Origin of the sequence: Bacteroides bouchesdurhonensis (assembly GCF_900155865.1) — a bacterium.
GTDB lineage: Bacteria > Bacteroidota > Bacteroidia > Bacteroidales > Bacteroidaceae > Bacteroides > Bacteroides bouchesdurhonensis.
Genome location: NZ_LT707006.1, coordinates 4,331,323 through 4,352,386 on the forward strand (window position 1 = coordinate 4,331,323; position 21,064 = coordinate 4,352,386).

At 38.2% G+C, this 21,064-nt stretch carries 14 protein-coding genes and 1 tRNA gene; 8 read left to right on the forward strand and 7 right to left on the reverse strand.

Going from position 1 to position 21,064, the window contains the following annotated elements:
• Positions 1 to 89 precede the first annotated feature (89 nt).
• Positions 90 to 161: transfer RNA gene (locus tag CZ225_RS18990), tRNA-Arg, on the reverse strand.
• Between the two features lie 466 nt (positions 162 to 627).
• Here CZ225_RS18990 and asnA point away from each other — a divergent pair.
• Together asnA and CZ225_RS19000 are read left to right on the forward strand one after the other, a co-directional pair.
• Positions 628 to 1,665, forward strand: coding sequence for an aspartate--ammonia ligase (gene asnA, locus CZ225_RS18995; protein ID WP_077155042.1), 1,038 nt, complete (start codon positions 628 to 630; stop codon positions 1,663 to 1,665).
• Between the two features lie 5 nt (positions 1,666 to 1,670).
• A complete protein-coding gene (locus tag CZ225_RS19000) occupies positions 1,671 to 2,333 on the forward strand; it encodes a uracil-DNA glycosylase (RefSeq protein ID WP_077155043.1) in 663 nt (220 codons plus the stop codon).
• 187 nt (positions 2,334 to 2,520) lie between these two features.
• On the opposite strand, the gene CZ225_RS19005 is transcribed toward CZ225_RS19000, so the two are convergent.
• Together CZ225_RS19005 and CZ225_RS19010 are read right to left on the reverse strand one after the other, a co-directional pair.
• Positions 2,521 to 5,229 (reverse strand): putative LPS assembly protein LptD, encoded by a 2,709-nt coding sequence (locus CZ225_RS19005; RefSeq protein WP_077155044.1) that lies wholly within the window; start codon positions 5,227 to 5,229, stop codon positions 2,521 to 2,523.
• Positions 5,230 to 5,318: 89 nt separating this feature from the next.
• Positions 5,319 to 5,855 (reverse strand): HD domain-containing protein, encoded by a 537-nt coding sequence (locus CZ225_RS19010; protein WP_077155045.1) that lies wholly within the window; start codon positions 5,853 to 5,855, stop codon positions 5,319 to 5,321.
• A gap of 75 nt (positions 5,856 to 5,930) precedes the next feature.
• Between CZ225_RS19010 and CZ225_RS19015 the strand changes: the two genes are divergently transcribed.
• The gene (locus tag CZ225_RS19015) at positions 5,931 to 7,094 is read left to right on the forward strand and encodes an exo-beta-N-acetylmuramidase NamZ family protein (protein WP_077155046.1); all 1,164 of its coding nucleotides are present in this window, start codon (positions 5,931 to 5,933) and stop codon (positions 7,092 to 7,094) included.
• Here the strand turns inward: CZ225_RS19015 and CZ225_RS19020 are convergent.
• From CZ225_RS19020 to CZ225_RS19030, 3 genes are all read right to left on the reverse strand, one after another.
• Positions 7,083 to 8,438, reverse strand: a complete 1,356-nt coding sequence (locus CZ225_RS19020; RefSeq protein WP_077155047.1) for a metallophosphoesterase family protein — start codon at positions 8,436 to 8,438, stop codon at positions 7,083 to 7,085. The two genes, CZ225_RS19015 and CZ225_RS19020, sit on opposite strands and share 12 nt — an antisense overlap.
• Before the next feature lie 116 nt (positions 8,439 to 8,554).
• The gene (locus CZ225_RS19025) at positions 8,555 to 9,088 is read right to left on the reverse strand and encodes a GNAT family N-acetyltransferase (RefSeq protein WP_077155048.1); all 534 of its coding nucleotides are present in this window, start codon (positions 9,086 to 9,088) and stop codon (positions 8,555 to 8,557) included.
• A 303-nt stretch (positions 9,089 to 9,391) separates the two neighbouring features.
• Positions 9,392 to 10,399, reverse strand: coding sequence for a transporter (locus CZ225_RS19030; RefSeq protein WP_083714674.1), 1,008 nt, complete (start codon positions 10,397 to 10,399; stop codon positions 9,392 to 9,394).
• Between the two features lie 80 nt (positions 10,400 to 10,479).
• Here CZ225_RS19030 and CZ225_RS19035 point away from each other — a divergent pair, with 80 nt between their 5' ends.
• From CZ225_RS19035 to dnaA, 3 genes are all read left to right on the forward strand, one after another.
• A complete protein-coding gene (locus CZ225_RS19035) occupies positions 10,480 to 11,733 on the forward strand; it encodes an N-acetylmuramoyl-L-alanine amidase family protein (RefSeq protein WP_077155050.1) in 1,254 nt (417 codons plus the stop codon).
• Positions 11,734 to 11,740: 7 nt separating this feature from the next.
• Positions 11,741 to 12,634, forward strand: a complete 894-nt coding sequence (locus tag CZ225_RS19040) for an MlaD family protein (protein WP_077155894.1) — start codon at positions 11,741 to 11,743, stop codon at positions 12,632 to 12,634.
• A gap of 351 nt (positions 12,635 to 12,985) precedes the next feature.
• A complete protein-coding gene (gene dnaA / locus CZ225_RS19045) occupies positions 12,986 to 14,404 on the forward strand; it encodes a chromosomal replication initiator protein DnaA (RefSeq protein ID WP_077155051.1) in 1,419 nt (472 codons plus the stop codon).
• 81 nt (positions 14,405 to 14,485) lie between these two features.
• Here dnaA and CZ225_RS19050 read toward each other — a convergent pair whose 3' ends face one another.
• On the reverse strand, positions 14,486 to 15,229 hold the full coding sequence (locus CZ225_RS19050; protein ID WP_077155052.1) for an NADPH-dependent oxidoreductase: 744 nt from the start codon (positions 15,227 to 15,229) through the stop codon (positions 14,486 to 14,488).
• 284 nt (positions 15,230 to 15,513) lie between these two features.
• On the opposite strand from CZ225_RS19050, the gene CZ225_RS19055 reads away from it, so the two are divergent.
• Together CZ225_RS19055 and CZ225_RS19060 are read left to right on the forward strand one after the other, a co-directional pair.
• Complete coding sequence (locus tag CZ225_RS19055; RefSeq protein WP_077155895.1) at positions 15,514 to 18,057, forward strand: adenosylcobalamin-dependent ribonucleoside-diphosphate reductase; 2,544 nt, start codon at positions 15,514 to 15,516, stop codon at positions 18,055 to 18,057.
• A 131-nt stretch (positions 18,058 to 18,188) separates the two neighbouring features.
• Positions 18,189 to 20,870, forward strand: coding sequence for a 4-alpha-glucanotransferase (locus CZ225_RS19060; protein ID WP_077155053.1), 2,682 nt, complete (start codon positions 18,189 to 18,191; stop codon positions 20,868 to 20,870).
• The last annotated feature ends 194 nt before the right edge of the window (positions 20,871 to 21,064 follow it).

Sequence of the window (21,064 nt, forward strand, 5' to 3'; positions counted from 1 at the left end):
TAAGCAATATAAACTTTAGAAACGCAAATTATATAACAACATGTGTATAAACAACAAAAGCCAACTTTTACAAGTTAGCTTTTGCGTTGTACACCCGGAGGGAATCGAACCCTCATCTCAAGAACCGGAATCTTGTATTCTATCCATTGAACTACAGGTGCCTATATCGTTTTTACACCAGTTACCTTAATCCATATTTTGAGCTCACAAATTGTACTCTCACAACCCAACTCTAAATATTTTCTTGCATCGGAGTCTGACACTCTATTCACTAAGTTACGAGATCATTTCCTAAATGTGTGGGCAAAAGTATAAAAAATCTTCGCATCTTCCTAATAAAATCTTCATTTTATCAGCATACCTTTATTTCTCAAATACATAGGAATAAAACCTATCAATGTTCCTATCTTTCACAATTTATCTCACTCTCCCAACAAACTATTAACCCAAAAACGATGATCAGATGCTATTTATTACATTTATCATAAGTTTATCTTATACATCATATTGTTATTTTGAATACATATATGGTAGATACTTTATCAAATTGACAATATTTTAGAGAATATGCAATACATATATCAATATTATTTCTATCTTTGCCGACAATTAACATTCAATAAACCTATGAGTTACTTGATAAAACCTAAGAACTATAAACCATTGCTCGACCTAAAGCAGACCGAGTTAGGAATAAAACAGATAAAAGAGTTCTTCCAATTGAACTTGTCATCCGAGCTACGCTTAAGACGTGTGACCGCTCCCCTCTTTGTACTGAAAGGAATGGGGATCAATGATGACCTAAACGGAATAGAACGTCCGGTTTCATTCCCAATCAAGGATCTTGGAGATGCACAAGCTGAAGTAGTGCATTCATTGGCAAAATGGAAAAGGCTCACCTTAGCAGATTACCGCATCGAGCCGGGATATGGTATCTATACCGACATGAACGCTATTCGTTCGGACGAAGAATTAGGAAACCTTCACTCTCTTTACGTGGATCAATGGGATTGGGAACGCGTTATCACCAATGAGGATAGAAATATTGATTTCCTGAAGGAGATTGTTAATCGCATCTATGCAGCTATGATTCGTACAGAATACATGGTTTATGAGATGTATCCGCAAATCAAACCTTGCTTACCACAAAAATTGCATTTTATACACTCTGAAGAGTTACGCCAGCTTTATCCGAATTTAGAACCTAAATGTCGGGAACATGCCATTTGCCAGAAATATGGAGCTGTATTTATTATCGGCATCGGTTGCAAACTAAGCGATGGAAAGAAGCATGATGGACGTGCTCCGGATTATGACGACTATACTTCTACCGGTCTGAATGACCTGCCCGGCCTTAATGGTGACCTCTTACTTTGGGACGAGGTTCTACAGCGTTCCATCGAATTGTCTTCCATGGGGATTCGTGTGGATAAAGAGGCATTGCAACGCCAGCTAAAAGAAGAAAATGAAGAAAAACGATTAGAACTTTATTTCCACAAACGATTGATGAGCGATACTCTTCCTTTATCTATCGGTGGCGGTATCGGACAGTCCCGTTTGTGTATGTTCTACCTTCGTAAAGCTCATATCGGAGAAATACAGGCTAGCATTTGGCCCGAAGATATGCGTAAAGAATGTGAAGAACTTGATATACACCTTATATAATAACCATGAATGTACAGATAGAAGAAAGTTGGAAAACACATTTACAACCTGAATTTGAAAAAGATTATTTTCGAACATTAACAGAATTCGTTAGAAACGAATACAGTCAATATCAAATATTTCCTCCGGGAAAACTCATTTTCAATGCTTTTAATCTTTGTCCCTTCGACAAAGTAAAAGTGGTTATTATCGGTCAGGATCCTTATCACGGACCGGGACAAGCTCACGGGCTCTGCTTCTCGGTAAATGATGGCGTACCTTTCCCTCCTTCTCTGATTAATATTTTTAAAGAGATAAAGGCAGATTTGGGAACTGAAACACCTGCTACTGGAAACTTAACTCGCTGGGCCCAACAAGGCGTATTATTGCTCAATGCTACTTTAACAGTACGTGCCCATCAGGCCGGTTCACATCAAAACCGCGGCTGGGAAGCATTTACTGATGCAGCTATCCGCGCATTAGCAGAAGAAAGAGAGCATATCGTATTTATCTTGTGGGGAGCGTATGCCCAACGAAAAGGTGCATTTATTGACCGTAATAAACATTTAGTACTTAGTTCAGCACATCCTTCTCCCCTGTCAGCCTATAATGGCTTTTTCGGGAATAAACACTTTAGCCGGACAAATGAATACTTGAAATCACATGGAGAAACAGAAATCGTTTGGTAAAAGCACCACTCTTTAAGATAATATATAATATAAAAACGAAGCTGGATTCTATTCTAGCTTCGTTTTTTATTTAAAGGTAGGTTTGCATTTTCAGTCCTTTAATTGGTGTCCGTCGTTATCATCAAAGATCTATTGCTTACCTGATATAATCTCTCTTATTTATTAGAAAAGACTGATCTAGAATGTACTAATACCACTGGATATTACTTTGAGTCTGACTTCTCTGTTCGTATTTCAAATCCTGCAAAATACTTGCATTGGCACGAATAGTAACGTTATAGTATTTCCAACGTCCAAACGGAGACAGGCTCGCCTGTATATTAAAACAGTGTAAGTCACGTGAGATTGTACATGAAGTTTGTGTTATTTCTTTCGCTTGGAAATCATAACCTGTATTGAACGAAAGTGACCAGTTATTGGAGATCTTTACATTTCCATTCGCATTGATATTATGAGTATAAGTAAACGGATACCGCATAGAATAACGGTTAATGGGTTTCGTACGATCTTCACGAATATTAAAAGAGTAGCTAAGACTTAAAGACCATGGCATTTTAAATACCTGATAACCATCTGGGTCCGCTTGTGCTTTTTCAACCTTCTTTTCTTTCTTTCCTCCTTCTATACCCTCCGATTCTTCATCATCATCTTCAGTATCCTTGTTCTTGTCCTTTTCCACATCATCTTTCGGGCCAAACCATTTCTTCCAAGAATCATTATTCAAGGTATAGTTGAAAGAAGAGCCATATCCTTGGAAACGACCAAAACGTCCATAAGACCATTCCGTACGATTACCAGTGACTACGTTACCATTTTTATCGAAAGTGTAGGCATAGGTAGCAAACGATGCGTTCATATTAAAAGTATAGTTCTTAGTCAGCTTCAAACGGATGTTCATACTCAGATCACTCCAAGGCCTTTCCTTTGCAGCCATATTGTATGACATGCCCATACCGAACTCATCAATCAAACTCACTTTCTTTAATGTATCCTTTTTCGCATCGTAATACTTCATTTCCAAGTTATTCGATACAGAGAAGCTCACAGTTCCGGAACCTTCGCGTGAAGGAACTCCATAAGGTTGTCCACTGAAAGGAGAATAGTACTGTGTCACCCCATTATAATCTGTATACTCTTCCCAATATTTACTAAAACCAGGAGCACCACTAAGACTTACCTGCGGAGTAAAAACATGGCGAAGTTGTATTTCCTTCTTCTTCATAAAAAGAGGTTTATACATACCGTACAACTTAGTACTCAAACTCAAACTGGCCGAATAGTTGGACACACGATAGAAACCATTGATAGTATCATTCATTAACGGATCTAACCGATGTTTTTCCATATCATACACCTGATCTACCTTACGGGTATACCAACGTTCTGTATAATTCACCGAAGGAGAAACCTGAAAATATTTGAATAAGGTAAAAGTAGCACTAACTGGAATGTTATGGTTCATCGAATGCTCCCATTCACTAAATCCGGCTTTGAACAAACGATCATCTTTAGTACGGATACTATTTGTCATACGTCCGGTATAGCTAACAGAAATCTTTTCATACCAACGTTCGGCTCCCGCTGCTTTTTTCCGCTTGAACGGAAACAAACGACTTAATGAGATATTAAGATCCGGCAGAGTCACTGCAATAGAAGAGTCACGCATGGTCTGCGCAATATTACTGGTTCCTGACAACGTCAAACCCAAATCGGGGAAACTACGTGAATAACTGATACTTGATGTTTTAGTATTCTGAGTCAGCAACTGAGAGTTATAAAGGTTGTTGATATTGGAACGTTCATAACTACTCGTTGAGAAGTTTACACTCGCCGAGAACGTACTGTTAGGACTAGCCTTTGCATCCTGACGATGGTTCCATACAATTTTAAAGTCTTTGGCAACAGCATAATCGGGCATTCCTTTGTCTCCAGTCTTTGTAACCTGATAATCGGCCTGCAAGGTACCGGAATATTTATAACGTCGGTTATAATTAGTCAATCCCGACAATCGCCATGAACCTTTTGTGAATATATCTCCCGTTAACTTCAAGTCCATCATATCGCTGATTGCAAAGTAATATCCTCCTTCAGCCAAACCAAATCCACGACTGGAGTCATCCATATAGGTCGGCATAATAAAGCCTGAAGAATAACTACTGGAAAATGGAAAGAAGAAAAAGGGGACCGCCAAAGGCAAAGGAACATCTTCAACTACCAGATAAGCCGGTCCTGTTACTACATTCTTCTTAGGACGAACTTTTGCTTTAGTCAGCTGCATGTAAAAGTGCGGATGATCATGGTGGTCACAAGTCGTATACCGACCATCCTGCATGAAGATTTCATCATTAGCACCTTTCTTTGCCTTATTACCCGTCACATAGCCTTCTCCCTGTTGAGTAACAATATCTGTGATACCAGCTTTTTTAGACTTGAAATTATAACGAATCGTTTCTGTATCATATGCCGTATCTCCATCCTTAAATACAGGTTTCCCCTTTATCACCCCGGCAGAGTCGTTAATACCATAGGCATGAACCGTACTACTATCCAGATTCATGGAAATTACTTCTGCAGTAAGCTCAATATTCTGATAATTAACTTTTCCACCACCATACAATGTAGCGGCACCTCCTAAAGTAAAGACAGTAGAGTCATTAGATTCATAAACAACCGGCGCATCGAGCGGTTGTTTCTTCTGTGCTGGTGGCAAAGAGTCAATTTGCACCGTCACTGTATCTGCTTTCAGGGAATCATTCCCCTGTAAGGAGTCCTTTTGTGCAGTGTTGGAGTCAATCATCCCCCTTCTTCGACGTTGGGACATAGCCTCGTCGGGAAGCATCAGTAAGACAATCAGCAGTATGAATGATATAATTATTTTTACTTTCAATGGCGCCATTAACTAATAGTTTACGCTTGAAGTGGCAAAAGTACACAATCTTCATCAATTATACGTGCGAATCTTCGTTATTTAATTATTTTTTAGTGCTATAAAAAGAGAGAGCACCATCTATTGAAGCGTATAAGGCCTTCTTCACCATACTTTGCAATACTCTTCCGGGCTTTTTCTACAGATTTCTCTTCATCAAGGCGCGTTTTCGAAAAGAACTTATCAGCAAAACAGATCAATTGCTCTTCTAAACTGATGGGAAGCATATCACGATGAGGAATCGGAAGTTGCTGTTCAATAATTTCCTCCAAGGACAGTCCGGCACCCGTATGACGTTCACAAACTAATGCATGACGCGGAAATCCTTCACTACGCAAGAGGTCAGCACCTAAATAACCATGGCAAATATAAGGATGGGACCCTAAACAATGAATAGCAGGAGCATCGGTCTGAAAAATACCTATATCATGCAAAAGTGCTGCTTCGCGCACAAAATTACGATCTAAAGAAAGTTCCGGATGAGCATCTATTATTTTCATTGCTTTATGGACTACAGCATAACTATGTATCAATAAAACTGATCTCAGTGCACTATCTTGCGGATAATATTTATCTATGATTTCATTTGGATTCATATTCTTTACTACTTATAACTTGTTTTCCTATGGATAAATGAATATTTTTGTGCAATATTACAAAAATTTACTGATATGCAAACCAGATTCTTCCTCATTCTTTCAATACTGGCATTCACAGCCTTTCCAGCGTCGATCTTTGGAAAAGTGATTACAGGTGCCGAACGTACCGAGCAATATTTGCCGCTGCTCAAAGGTAAACGAGTAGGAATGGTTGTAAATCACACATCTATCGTTGGTTCAAAACAGACTCACTTACTCGATACTCTTTTGAAATTAAATATTCAAGTAGTTCAGGTATTTGCACCAGAACATGGCTTTCGGGGGAATGCAGATGCAGGAGAAGAGGTAAAAGATGGAAAAGACAGCTGCACCGGGATACCAATCGTTTCGCTTTACGGAAACAATAAAAAACCTACTAGCGCACAATTAAAGAATGTGGATGTTATTTTATTCGATATACAAGATGTAGGAGCACGATTTTATACCTATATAAGTACTATGTTCTATGTAATGGAAGCTTGTGCCGAAAATCAAAAAGAACTGATTGTGCTCGATCGTCCAAATCCATGCGACTATGTAGAAGGTCCGATATTAAAGCCTGCTTATCGAAGCTTCGTAGGCATGTTGCCAATCCCTGTTCTCCATGGTTGCACGATAGGAGAACTGGCGCAAATGATTAATGGAGAAAGTTGGATAACAACAACTAAGTCCCCTTGTCCGCTTACTGTTATTCCGATGAAAGGATGGAAACATGGGCAACCTTATATACTTCCCGTAAAACCATCTCCCAATTTACCTAATGCACAATCCATTCGGTTATATGCTTCTCTTTGCCCTTTCGAAGCAACTCAGATAAGTGTAGGGCGTGGAACAACCTTTCCTTTTCAGGTATTGGGCGCACCTGATAAAAAATACGGTAGCTTCACTTTTACTCCTGAATCTTTGCCCGGATTCGACAAAAACCCAATGCATAAAGGGATGCTTTGTTACGGAGAAGATTTACGCAATGTGACAGATGTACATGGGTTTACTCTTCGTTATTTTTTAGATTTCTATCAACTATCCGGCGAAGGAGAAGCTTTTTTCTCACGTGCACGGTGGTTCGATTTACTTATGGGAACAAATTCCGTTCGCAAAGCCATCCTAAATGGTGATTCAGAACAAGACATCCGTAATAGTTGGCAAAAGGAACTACAAACGTATCAAAATATGAGAAAGAAATATTTATTGTACTAAAGAACGTTTACGCCATTTTTCTGCATTTTGTTCAAATTCCTTTGCTTTTTTACCAGTCAGCCAAGGCATTTCTAATATTTCGGGGATGTTCTGTGCACGATCTGTTACCTGAACACCCGAAGCATTTTTCACAATCTGCATATCATCATACAGGGAGTCATTCTCCAAAAATGCTTGTATACGAAGAGTGTCTCCCTTTACATCTATATACTGATAAAAACGGTGGTTAGTTCCGAAACGGTCATATTTATCATTGAACTCCAATCGATATCCTTTCGGAGAAGCATGACTAACCAGATAAACAGGTGTAGTCATTTTGCCATCACCTTCTTCGTTTGTCATACGTGCATAGTTATGTTCATGTCCTTGAAGCACCAAATCAACTCCATATTCTTTAAACAAAGGATCGAACATCCAGCGCACCGGCAGGTTATTTGTCTTACCCTTAATAGAATATACAGGATGATGTAACATTACAATTTTCCATTTTTTATCAGAGTTCCTCAATGTTTTCTCTAACCATTCACGTTGTGAAAATAAAAACCAAGGATCACGATTACTGTCAAGGGTAATAATAGTAGCATCCTTATAGTCAATAGAATACACATTATTATCTTTAGATTCGGATTCCAACAAGTATGAAAAGGAATATTTGAAACGTTGTTCCAAAGTTCTTACAATCCCTTTTACATATTCATGATTCCCAGGAGAAACTAATAAAGGCTTGCTGGGAGCAATGGAATCAATACTCTGATATGCTTCTTCCCAATAACAATTCATCGGACGTTCAATAAAATCACCGGCAAGCATATAGAAATCGACCTGCGGAAAACGATAACGCACTTTTTCCATAAAGTCACGTGTCTTTCCATGTAGTGTATCCTGTACGTCACCTACAAAAATAAAAGAAAAGTGATCCGTAGAATCTGGTTGCATAGTAAATGAATACCAGCTAGAAGCCCGGTCATCGTTCCAAACTCGATAAGAATAAGAATCCCCGTAAGCAAGATCCTTAAACTTTGCCCAATTAGCATAGCTAAACCCTCCTAACGTTTTAAGGAATTTAGAAGAGCCATCGATTAAAAGAGTATCTCCAGAGCCTATTTTTGTATATTCCAGTTTTGCCTGTTTAGAAACTCCCCCGCATACCCAACTTACATTACGGGAAAGTTCACCATCATTTCCAAAAGTCAGAATCACTCGCTGAGGTTCATTAGTAAGCACATAACTTATTTCCGGTCTATTATAGAACCAGACTTTCCAACGTATTTTACAAATAATACCTCCTGCTATTAATATAAGGAACATAAATCCCCAGAATATTTTTTTCTTGCTCACTCTCATTGTATTCAGTTTTTTATAACTAGAACAAAGATAAAAATAGTGTCTCAAAAATCTGAGAAAATGTTCTTTTTTTAACCATTTAAATGGAAGAAATACAGTATAGTCTCCTATGAACGTTATTCATTAATAAATGGTTTTGAGTATTTAACCACACCTTGTACGTTTTTTAGAGCATTCGGCAACAATTCAATCGCCATACAATATTCGTAAGGAACCTCAAATGGAAATTCAATGCCGAAATCTATCGCTTTTTTATATCCAAACTTAGGATAATAATCTTTGTGGCCCAGTAAAACAGCAGACCCATACCCTAACTCAGCAGCACGTTTATGAATTTCACAAATCAGTGTACCACCAACCCCTTGCCTCTGATATTTAGGTAACACAGCCACCGGGGCCAAAGCTAAAGAAGTAGTAGTTTTAACATCCGACACGATTTCCACTTTGGTCATCAGAATATGCCCAATAATTTCACCATTCTTTTCTGCCACTAAAGAAAGCTCTGGTATAAACGCTTCTGATTTACGCAAGCACTCCACCAGCAAATGTTCACGATGATCGCTTTCTTCCATATTTCTAAAAGCAAGTTCTATTAATTCACATACAACTTTATAATCGTTCTCTTGTTCTTGTCTAATTTTAATCTCCATATTCTTAATTATTATTTGTTTATAACCAATTCCATATTCGATCTCGAAGTTATCTTTAAAACAAAATACAAAAACTTCTTCATCATTATCTGATTTTCCCTTTTGTAAAGCACCTTAAAATATAACACTTTCTTATTCGAAATAGAATATAATCTTCTTGTTCGGCAAACAAGCTGAGATTTATCGAGAAGCTAAGTCTATACACTAGATTATTATCTTTCGATATCCGAATTGGTTGAAGTAATTTCAAAAATAAAAATATATTATTTCGGTAATTAGGAACAAATATATAAAATAGAATTTCTAATTTTCCTTTTTTCTTTTCTTCCACAACTGCCAAGAATTGATTATGTTCTGCCACAAGACATAAGAACCAGGACCAACCGAAGATAGCGGATTGAGATATGTATAAGCCATCCAAATAGCCAACACTGTATTTTTTTGCCCTAATGCCTGTCCACCACTAATACGTTCCTGATAATGCCCACCAATACGCTTTCCATAATAAAACTGAATGCAACAAGTTATTAAACCAGCCAGAGCAATTAAAAGTTTCACATACCCGGACGCGTCACTATTAACTAAAGAACGAACGGTCTGACCGGAAACAATTGCCAAAGCAACTCCCCATAGATAAAAAGCCAGATTACTAAAATTAGCCAAATATGTCCGTAATTTTGGCAAAAAGACACGAATTAAGCAAGCTGCTATAAAAGGACAAAGCAACAATGGGAAGACTTTAATAAGAATACGCGAACAGGCCGTCAAAAAACTAACATTTGAATGTACTTCAACAATAGGAAATAACAAAGGAACGATGATTGCTGCTAAAATATTAGACAGCAATGTATAAGTAGTTAAACTTCCCGCATTTCCACCTAGTTTTCCAGTTATCACAGCTGCAGCCGTAGCCGTAGGGCAAATCAGACAAACCATCGCTCCCTCAAACACGTCACGGTATACTTCAGGCATAGGGACATAAACTAATACCACAGCTACAAGCAAACAAGATATCAGTTGAAACAACAGTAACCACCAATGCCACAAAACAGGTTTCAATTCTTTAGGCTCAACCTTGCAAAATGTCAGCAACAACTGAGCAAAAATCAAGAAAGGAGTTAAAACAGAAACACTTACCCACACAGCCGTTTTTGCCGGGGCTAGAAACGAAACGTGGGCAAACAGGAAATAAACAACTGTCCCAACCAGCATTGCAACTGGTAATGTCCAATTTTTCAAAAACTTAAGCATGGCTGCATATTTTATCTTCGGGGCGCAAAGTAACGGAGTTTTCAGGAAAAAAGCTACCATTAAACCGAAAAAAACACAAAACTTAATAGCAAATCATAAGTTTTCTGCAAATTTCTACTACATTTGCATCGTATTAAAATATGAAACTAGATAGATCATACATATTATATATATCAGCTTGCCTCTGGCTACTTATTTCTCCCCTATGTACCTGCAATCTATGGGGGCAGAGCTTTACTGTAGTTATTGATGCCGGACATGGCGGACACGACCCTGGTGCCATAGGAAAAATATCTAAGGAGAAAAATATCAATCTGAATGTTGCTCTGAAACTAGGTAATCTGATAAAAAAGAACTGTGACGACGTAAAATTAGTCTATACACGAACAAAGGATGTCTTCATTCCATTGGATCGTCGAGCAGAAATCGCTAACAATGCCAAAGCGGATCTTTTTATCTCTATCCACACCAATGCTTTAGCCAATAACCGTACTGCAAAAGGTGCTTCTACCTGGACATTAGGTTTAGCTAAATCGGACGCCAACTTAGAGGTAGCGAAACGGGAAAACTCTGTAATCCTTTATGAAAGTGATTATCAAACCAGGTATGCAGGCTTTAATCCGAACTCCGCAGAATCATACATTATCTTTGAGTTCATGCAGGACAAATATATGGAACAAAGTGTACATCTAGCCTCATTGGTTCAGAAACAATTCCGACATACTTGCAGCCGGGTAGATCGAGGAGTACATCAGGCTGGCTTTCTCGTTCTAAAAGCCAGTGCAATGCCAAGCATCCTAGTGGAATTAGGATTTATCTCAACACCGGAAGAAGAACGTTATCTGAACTCAGAGAATGGTACGAGTACACTAGCAAAAGGTATTTATAATGCTTTCTTGAATTACAAAAGAGAACATGAGCTACGTCTTACCGGAAGTAGTAAAACCATTATTCCAACTGAACAGGAAGAAACAGAAAACGATCCTGTTATTGTTCAAACAGATAATGATTCAGAAAATGCTGTTTTAACAGAGGAACTTTTGGCTGAAGCAAAGCCTCGTACTATTGAGTCTAAACCAACCACACGCCCCATTGTATCAGAGAGTACAACAAATGACAGTGAGATAACGTTTAAAGTACAAATACTTACTTCTTCAAAGCCTTTATCAAAAAACGACAAACAGTTGAAAGGGCTAAAAGGAGTTGATTATTACAAAGAAAAAGGAATTTATAAATATACTTATGGTGCTTCTACTGATTATAACAAAGTATTGCGCACCAGACGTACAATCACTCCACAATTCAAGGATGCATTCATCATTGCTTTCCGGAATGGTGAGAAAATGAATATCAACGAGGCAATTGCCGAATTTAAAAAGAAAAGAAATAAATAAAAATAAAATGAAGTACATTACAAAAGAAGTCAGAATAGGTATTGCAGGTATTGTAGCTCTATGTGTGCTTGTTTATGGAATCAATTGGTTAAAAGGAATCCATATGTTCCAGCCTTCAAGCTATTTCTATGCTAAGTTTCAAAATGTAAATGGATTGACTAAGTCGAGTCCTGTATTTGCAGATGGTGTTCGTGTAGGCATCGTACGCGAGATTTTTTATGATTATTCCAACCCGGGAAACGTAATTGTGGAAGTCGAACTGGATACTGAGTTACGTATTCCTAAAGGAAGCTCTGCAGAACTTGTTTCTGAACTGATGGGAGGTGTCCGCATGAATATTCTCCTGGCAAACAATCCGAGGGAAAAATATGCTGTAGGCGATACCATACCCGGAACGCTGAATGACGGTATGATGGAAAATGTAGCCAAACTTATGCCCAAGGTCGAGCAACTGCTACCCAAATTAGATTCGATCCTTACCTCTCTCAATAATACTTTAAATGACAAGAGTATTCCTGCAACTTTGCACTCAATGGAAACCCTCACTGCCAATCTTGCTGTAGTAAGCTCACAAATGAGAGGATTTATGAGCAAAGATATTCCACAGCTCACAGGGAAGCTAAATACTATTGGAGATAATTTCATCACTATTAGCAATAACCTGAAGGATATAAACTATGCCGCCACTATCAAACAGATAGACGAGACATTGGCTAACGTAAAAATACTTACAGAAAAGCTAAATAGCAAAGACAATACGTTAGGTTTACTTTTCAATGATCCATCTTTGTATAATAACTTAAACGCAACCTCTGAAAATGCGGCAAGTTTATTGGAAGATCTGAAAGCGCACCCTAAACGCTATGTCCATTTCTCATTATTCGGCAAAAAAGATAAATAAGAGAATCTTCCTAATATAGAATTACTCTAAATAAAGAAAGACTCTATAAAAAAAGACTAATAGCCTGAAATGTCTATCGATAAACCGAAACAATATTCTTGAACATGTATGAAGAAGTAAATAAAACAAATATAAGCAAGCATATAATCACATAATAATCAAGCACTTATAATAACGCAAGACTTATTACATTTAGGGTATTACTAAACTATTATATAAGTCACTGAAAGTAAACGCATTATTATTTGTTCATTAAAAACAAGAAAAAACAGATTTGTTTTTTTCGAATAAGATTCCCAATTTTGCAAACGTAGAAGTTTTGCTTAATTAATAAAATGTATTAAAGTCACTATGATTGAATCAAATCATGTCGAGCTTTGGAACCGCTGTTTAGATATCATAAAAGACAATGTTCCTGAAACGACATATAATACTTGGTTTGCCCCCATCATTCCATTAAAATATGAGGACAAAACATTGATCGTACAGATCCCGAGCCAGTTTTTTTATGAAATACTGGAAGAAAAGTTCGTGGATTTGTTACGGAAAACATTATATAAAGCTATTGGCGAAGGTACTAAGTTGATGTATAATGTCATGGTAGATAAAACTTCGATTCCAAATCAGACTGTGAATCTCGAAGCGAGCAACCGTTCTACAGCTATCACTCCTAAAAACATCACTGATGCCAATAAAGCACCTAACTTCCTGAAAGCTCCTGTTATTCAGGAATTAGATCCACATTTGAACCCTAACTATAATTTTGAGAACTTCATTGAAGGATATAGCAATAAACTTTCTAGAAGCGTAGCAGAAGCTGTGGCACAAAAACCTGCGGGTACAGCTTTTAATCCATTATTCCTTTATGGTGCATCCGGAGTAGGAAAAACTCATTTGGCAAACGCCATCGGAACTAAAATTAAAGAATTATATCCCGAGAAAAGAGTATTGTATGTTTCAGCACATCTGTTTCAGGTTCAATATACAGACTCGGTACGAAACAATACTACCAACGACTTTATCAACTTCTACCAAACAATTGATGTATTGATCATTGACGATATTCAGGAATTTGCCGGAATGACCAGAACGCAAAATACGTTTTTTCATATCTTCAATCACTTGCATCAGAACGGAAAACAGTTGATATTAACTTCCGACCGTGCTCCTATCCTATTGCAGGGTATGGAGGACCGTTTGCTGACTCGTTTTAAATGGGGAATGGTTGCGGAACTTGAAAAACCAACCGTAGAACTTCGTAAAAACATCTTACGAAATAAAATTCATCGTGACGGATTGCAGTTCCCAGAGGAAGTTATTGATTACATTGCAGAGAATGTGAACGAAAGTGTCCGCGATCTGGAAGGTATCGTCATAGCTATTATGGCACGTTCTACTATTTTCAACAAGGAAATAGATTTAGATTTGGCACAACACATTGTGCATGGTGTGGTTCACAACGAAGCTAAAGCAATTACAATTGATGATATCTTAAAGGTAGTATGCAAGCACTTCGATCTAGAGCCATCAGCCATCCACACTAAATCCAGAAAAAGAGAAGTAGTTCAAGCTCGTCAGATTGCTATGTATCTGGCTAAAAATCACACAGATTTCTCTACTTCAAAGATTGGCAAGTTCATCGGAAACAAAGATCACGCAACAGTGCTCCACGCTTGCAAAACTGTAAAAGGGCAGTTGGAAGTAGATAAGAACTTCCACGCAGAAGTAGGGGAAATAGAATCACTGTTGAAGAAAAGAAATAAGGAATAAACCAACATAAAAACCTCAGGTGCAAATGATATAGTGATTATATTATTTGCCCCCGATGTTTAAAATACCCCTTATTGATATTTATTCTATAAAACCTTGTTTACGAAGTACTTTCAACAGATTCTCAGACATAAACTCATTATCCTTCTTTGTATAACGGACATCAGTAAACACTTGTGCGAGAGTCTCTTTTCTATTTTCTTCTATAAATTGCTTATTTTCAGGCAATGATTCTTTATAAGAATAGATACGATCGATATCCTCCGGAGTGTAGTCGTGAAACACCTCTTGATGCACAGCAGCATCCAATGGCAAACGGTCCACTTGTGCAGGAATACCGTCAGGATAGCCTACAGTTACGGTAGTTATGGGAAACACCAGTTCCGGCAACTGGAGAGCATCAATAATCATTTGAGGATTATAAGTAGTAGTTCCCAAATAACAAATACCGAGTCCCGCTTCCTCTGCCAATGTACAAAAAGTCTGAGCCACGAGCAAAGTATCCATAGAAGCATTCATAAAAGACATTAAATTATTATATCCCGGCACAGCATTCCGTTGTTCGCACCACTTGCTAAAACGCCGGAAATCAGCACAAAAAGTAAGCACTACCGGTGCATTTTTCACCATTGGTTGATTAAAATGAGCAGGAGAAAGTTTCTCTTTCATTTCAGCGTTACGAGTAACGATTACACTATAAAGTTGCATCCCTCCCATCGTAGAAGCACGGAAAGAGGTTTCAAGCAAATCATTTAACATTTCAGGAGCAATATCTTTAAGAAGATATTTCCGAATTGTTCTTCTGTTCTTTACGGTATCAAACATATCTTTTTTTTGCAAAGATATAAAAAGAAAATATCATTTCATTACACTAATAAAAAAGAATAATTTTCTTTTTGGAGAACTTTAACTATTAAACAAAAGCACAACTTCATTGTTAATCAATCACTTAACTCATACAAATAGAAAACTTGCAGCCTGTTAATAAAATATTTCATTTTTATTTTGATAGATGAAAAAACATTCTTAGCTTTGCAACGCATTTGTTAATGATAAGTAAACTTCTACACATTACTTATTAAATAATGAAATCTAAGACACATTGCATCGTGGAAAAACAAATTTATTCTTATGACGAAGCCTTCGAAGAATCTTTACGATACTTTCAAGGTGATGAGCTGGCTGCTAGGGTATGGGTGAATAAATACGCAGTCAAAGATTCTTTCGGAAATATTTATGAGAAATCTCCGGAAGATATGCATTGGAGAATTGCCAATGAAGTAGCACGAATCGAAGCGAAGTACTCAAATGCTTTAAGTGCACAGGAACTTTATGATCTATTGGATCATTTCAAGTACATCGTTCCCCAGGGTAGTCCGATGACAGGTATCGGTAACGATTATCAAGTAGCTTCGTTATCTAATTGTTTTGTAATCGGCGTAGATGGTTCCGCCGACTCTTACGGTGCAATTATCAAAATTGACGAAGAGCAGGTTCAACTGATGAAAAGACGTGGAGGTGTAGGACATGACTTGTCACACATCCGCCCGAAAGGCTCTCCCGTTAAAAACTCAGCATTAACTTCTACCGGTCTCGTTCCTTTTATGGAACGTTATTCCAATTCTACACGTGAAGTAGCTCAGGATGGACGTCGTGGAGCATTAATGTTAAGTGTATCCATTAAGCATCCGGATTCAGAGGCATTTATTGATGCGAAAATGACTGAAGGCAAAGTAACAGGAGCCAATGTTTCCGTAAAACTGGATGACGCTTTCATGCAGGCTGCTGTTGAAGGGAAAACTTATACGCAACAATATCCGATTGATGCAGTCAATCCCACTTCAACCAAAGAGATAGACGCTTCTACTTTATGGAAAAAAATTGTGCACAATGCTTGGAAATCGGCAGAACCGGGTGTGCTATTCTGGGACACGATCATCCGTGAATCAGTGCCCGATTGCTATGCAGATTTAGGATATAAAACTGTATCCACCAATCCATGCGGTGAAATTCCATTATGCCCTTACGATTCTTGTCGTTTGCTGGCTATCAACCTATATTCTTATGTAGTGAATCCGTTTAAGCCGGATGCTTATTTCGATTTCGAACTTTTCAAGAAGCACGTTGCTTTGGCTCAACGTATCATGGATGATATTATTGACCTCGAATTGGAGAAGATCGAACGTATCATGCACAAGATAGAAACAGATCCGGAAACAGAAGAAGTAAAACGTGCCGAGCTTATATTGTGGAAAAAGATCTATGAAAAGAGTGCCCAGGGACGCCGTACCGGTGTAGGTATCACAGCAGAAGGTGATATGCTTGCTGCTTTAGGACTACGATATGGAACGGAAGAAGCTACAGAGTTCTCCGAAAAAGTACATAAGACTGTTGCTCTCGGTGCTTACCGTTCATCAGTCGAAATGGCGAAAGAGCGTGGTGCTTTTGAGGTTTATGACAGCGAACGTGAAAAAAACAATCCGTTCATCCAGCGACTGGCTGAAGCAGATCCGGAATTGTATGAGAATATGAAAAAGTATGGACGTCGTAACATTGCATGCTTGACGATCGCTCCTACAGGTACTACCAGTCTCATGACACAGACTACTTCGGGCATTGAACCGGTCTTTCTACCTGTTTACAAACGTAGAAGAAAAGTAAATCCTAATGATACAAACGTACGCGTGGATTTCGTTGATGAAACAGGCGATGCATTTGAAGAATATATTGTATTCCATCACAAGTTTGTTACATGGATGGAAGCTAACGGATATGATCCTTCCAAACGCTATACTCAAGAAGAGATTGACGAACTTGTAGCGAAGTCTCCATATTACAAAGCTACTTCAAATGATGTAGACTGGTTGATGAAAGTGAAGATGCAAGGAAGAATCCAAAAATGGGTGGATCACTCAATTAGTGTAACTATCAATCTTCCCAATGACGTAGACGAAGATTTAGTCAATCGGTTGTATGTAGAAGCTTGGAAATCCGGTTGCAAGGGATGTACTGTTTATCGTGACGGTTCCCGATCAGGGGTATTGATCTCTACGAAATCAGACAAAGACCAGAAAAAAGAGCTTCCTCCTTGCAAACCTCCTACAGTAGTAGAAGTACGTCCAAGAATATTGGAAGCAGATGTAGTACGTTTCCAAAACAATAAAGAAAAGTGGGTAGCATTTGTCGGATTATTAGATGGTCATCCGTATGAGATCTTCACTGGTTTACAAGATGATGACGAAGGTATCTTACTACCGAAGAGCGTAACTTCAGGACGCATCATCAAAAATGTGGACGAGGATGGAAACAAACGTTATGACTTCCAGTTTGAGAACAAGCGTGGCTACAAAACAACAATTGAAGGACTGTCAGAGAAGTTCAACAAAGAATATTGGAACTATGCAAAATTGATTTCAGGTGTGCTTCGTTATCGGATGCCTATTGAACAAGTGATTAAGTTAGTCGGTTCATTACAGTTGAATAGCGAAAATATCAACACATGGAAAAATGGTGTTGAACGAGCACTGAAAAAATACATTCAAGATGGAACAGAAGCCAAAGGCAAAAAATGTCCGAATTGTGGCAATGAAACTTTGGTTTATCAAGAAGGTTGCCTGATTTGTACCACTTGCGGTGCTTCCAGATGTGGATGATCCACTGATGTATGTTAATTAATATATAAACAAAAGGTTAAAGGGGCCCTTCGGGGCTCCTTTAATTTTTTATTCAAAAAGAAAATCTTATACTTGCACCTTCATAAAGAAATCTAATCAAAATCTAAATTATGAATCTATCGTTTAACATCGAATACCGCACCAATTGGGGGGAAGAAGTAAAGATAGCGGACCTGTTTCATGAATCTGTCCCCATGCATACAACGGATGGCATATATTGGACAGCGGACATCGAACTCGATGTCCCCAAGGAAGGTATGACTATCAATTATAGTTACCAAATAGAGCAGAATGGGGTAGTAACCCGTAAAGAGTGGAATAGTTTTCCTCGGCAACTGCATCTGTCGGGTGTAACTAAAAAGAAATACATAGTAAATGATTGTTGGAAAAACATTCCCGAACAGCTCTATTTTTATAGTTCAGCTTTTACAGAAGTATTATTAGCACATCCTGAGAAAGCAGAAACTCCCACCAGCTATAAAAAGGGATTGATGATCAAAGCCTATGCTCCTCGTATAAACAATGACTATTGCCTGGCTATCTGTGGTAATCAAAAAACATTAGGAAATTGGAACCCAGAGCAAGCTGTTCTTATGAGCGATGCAAACTTTCCCGAATGGCAAATAGAGTTAGATGCAAGCAAACTAAAGTTTCCTCTCGAATACAAATTCATCCTTTATAATAAAAAAGAAAAGAAAGCCGACTGTTGGGAAAACAATCCCAACCGCTATCTTGCCGATCCAGAATTAAAAACCAATGAAACATTGGTCATTTCCGACCGGTACGTCTATTTCGACACTCCGATATGGAAGGGGGCAGGTGTAGCCATCCCTATCTTTTCTTTGAAATCAGAAAAGAGTTTTGGTGTCGGAGATTTTGGTGATTTAAAAGGTATGATTGACTGGGCTGTCAGTACAAACCAGAAGGTAATACAGATTCTACCGATCAATGATACGACCATGACTCATAAATGGACCGATTCCTATCCTTACAATAGTATTTCCATTTATGCTTTCCACCCGATGTATGTGGACATTACGCAAATGGGATCACTAAAGGATAAAGCAGCGATGTCCCAATTCAGCAAACGCCAAAAGGAGTTGAACAACTTACCGGTTATTGATTATGAGGCTGTCAATCAGATAAAATGGGATTATTTCCACCTGATTTTCCAACAGGAAGGAGAAAAAGTTCTCGCATCCAACGATTTTAAAAAGTTCTTCAATGCCAACAAAGAATGGTTACAACCTTACGCTGTATTCAGTTATCTACGAGATATTTACAAGACTCCAAATTTCCGCGAATGGCCCCAATATACGGTTTATAACCAGCAAGAAATAGAGAAGCTATGCCAACCCGAATCGACTGATTACCCACATATTGCTCTCTATTATTACATTCAATATCACCTTCATCTGCAATTGCGGTCAGCAACCCAATATGCCCGTAAACATGGAATTGTATTAAAAGGCGATATTCCAATCGGTATTAGCCGCAACAGCGTTGAAGCTTGGACTGAACCTCATTATTTTAATCTTAACGGACAGGCAGGAGCACCTCCTGACGACTTCTCCATAAACGGACAGAATTGGGGATTTCCAACATACAATTGGGATGTCATGGAAAAAGATGGCTATCGTTGGTGGATGAAACGATTCCAGAAGATGGCAGAGTATTTTGATGCTTACCGCATTGACCACATCCTCGGTTTCTTCCGCATTTGGGAAATTCCCATGCATGCTGTACATGGATTATTAGGTCAATTTGTTCCTTCCCTACCTATGAGTAAGGAGGAAATTGAAAGTTACGGGCTCCCCTTCCGTAAAGAATATCTGACACCTTATATTCACGAATCATTCCTCGGACAGTTATTTGGACCACATACTGAATATGTAAAGCAAACTTTCATCCAACCTACAGATAGTCCGGATATCTATTGTATGAGACCGGGATTTCGGACACAAAGGGAAGTCGAGACCTTCTTCATGGGAAAGAATGATGAAGACAGTGTATGGATACGCGAGGGGCTTTACACATTAATTAGTGATGTATTGTTTGTTCCGGACAATAAAGAAGAAGGCAAGTACCACCCACGAATCAGCGTACAACGTGATTTTATTTATCGTTCACTGAATGAAGAAGAAAGAAATGCCTTCAACATACTTTATAACCAATATTACTACCATCGTCACAATGAATTCTGGCAACAACAAGCCATGAAAAAGTTACCCCAACTTACACAATCCACCCGTATGTTGGTTTGTGGAGAAGATCTTGGAATGATTCCCGCTTGTGTTGCTTCAGTCATGAATGATCTCCGTATTCTTAGTCTTGAAATCCAGCGAATGCCGAAGAATCCAATGTATGAATTCGATCATCTGAACGAATATCCATACCGCTCGGTTTGTACTATTTCTACACATGACATGTCTACTCTACGTGGGTGGTGGGAAGAAGATTATCAACAAACACAACGTTATTACAACCTAATGCTTGGACATTACGGCACAGCTCCCACCGTTGCACCTCCCGGAATATGCGAAGAAGTGGTTCGTAACCATCTGAATAGCAGTTCTATTCTTTGCATTCTGTCTTTACAGGATTGGCTATCTATTGATGGAAAATGGAGAAATCCCAATGTAGAAGAAGAACGGATTAATGTACCCTCCAATCCACGGAATTATTGGCGTTATCGAATGCATTTAACTTTGGAACAATTGATGAAAGCCGATGAACTTAATAAAAAAATATGCGAACTGATAAAATACACCGGAAGAAACCCTAAGAAGTAGGAATAACAAAGTGTTTAATATAATAAGCTCATAGAAAGAATTTCCAGATTCGTTTTAGAATTCTCTTTCAAGTGCAGATTTTGTATGATTCATGTGTCCTAAGGTCCATGTTATTTTACAAAATTTGCACTTTATATAATTCTATATTCGGTTGTTTTTCAACTTGACACAATCTTTTATCGACACTGCGTCAT

Excerpts from the sequence above, each read along its gene's own strand:
- asnA (WP_077155042.1), top strand. The coding sequence starts at position 628 with ATGAGTTACTTGATAAAACCTAAGAACTATAAACCATTGCTCGACCTA.
- CZ225_RS19000 (WP_077155043.1), top strand. The coding sequence starts at position 1,671 with ATGAATGTACAGATAGAAGAAAGTTGGAAAACACATTTACAACCTGAA.
- CZ225_RS19005 (WP_077155044.1), bottom strand. The coding sequence starts at position 5,229 with ATGGCGCCATTGAAAGTAAAAATAATTATATCATTCATACTGCTGATT.
- CZ225_RS19010 (WP_077155045.1), bottom strand. The coding sequence starts at position 5,855 with ATGAATCCAAATGAAATCATAGATAAATATTATCCGCAAGATAGTGCA.
- CZ225_RS19015 (WP_077155046.1), top strand. The coding sequence starts at position 5,931 with ATGCAAACCAGATTCTTCCTCATTCTTTCAATACTGGCATTCACAGCC.
- CZ225_RS19020 (WP_077155047.1), bottom strand. The coding sequence starts at position 8,438 with ATGAGAGTGAGCAAGAAAAAAATATTCTGGGGATTTATGTTCCTTATA.
- CZ225_RS19025 (WP_077155048.1), bottom strand. The coding sequence starts at position 9,088 with ATGGAGATTAAAATTAGACAAGAACAAGAGAACGATTATAAAGTTGTA.
- CZ225_RS19030 (WP_083714674.1), bottom strand. The coding sequence starts at position 10,399 with ATGGTAGCTTTTTTCCTGAAAACTCCGTTACTTTGCGCCCCGAAGATA.
- CZ225_RS19035 (WP_077155050.1), top strand. The coding sequence starts at position 10,480 with ATGAAACTAGATAGATCATACATATTATATATATCAGCTTGCCTCTGG.
- CZ225_RS19040 (WP_077155894.1), top strand. The coding sequence starts at position 11,741 with ATGAAGTACATTACAAAAGAAGTCAGAATAGGTATTGCAGGTATTGTA.
- dnaA (WP_077155051.1), top strand. The coding sequence starts at position 12,986 with ATGATTGAATCAAATCATGTCGAGCTTTGGAACCGCTGTTTAGATATC.
- CZ225_RS19050 (WP_077155052.1), bottom strand. The coding sequence starts at position 15,229 with ATGTTTGATACCGTAAAGAACAGAAGAACAATTCGGAAATATCTTCTT.
- CZ225_RS19060 (WP_077155053.1), top strand. The coding sequence starts at position 18,189 with ATGAATCTATCGTTTAACATCGAATACCGCACCAATTGGGGGGAAGAA.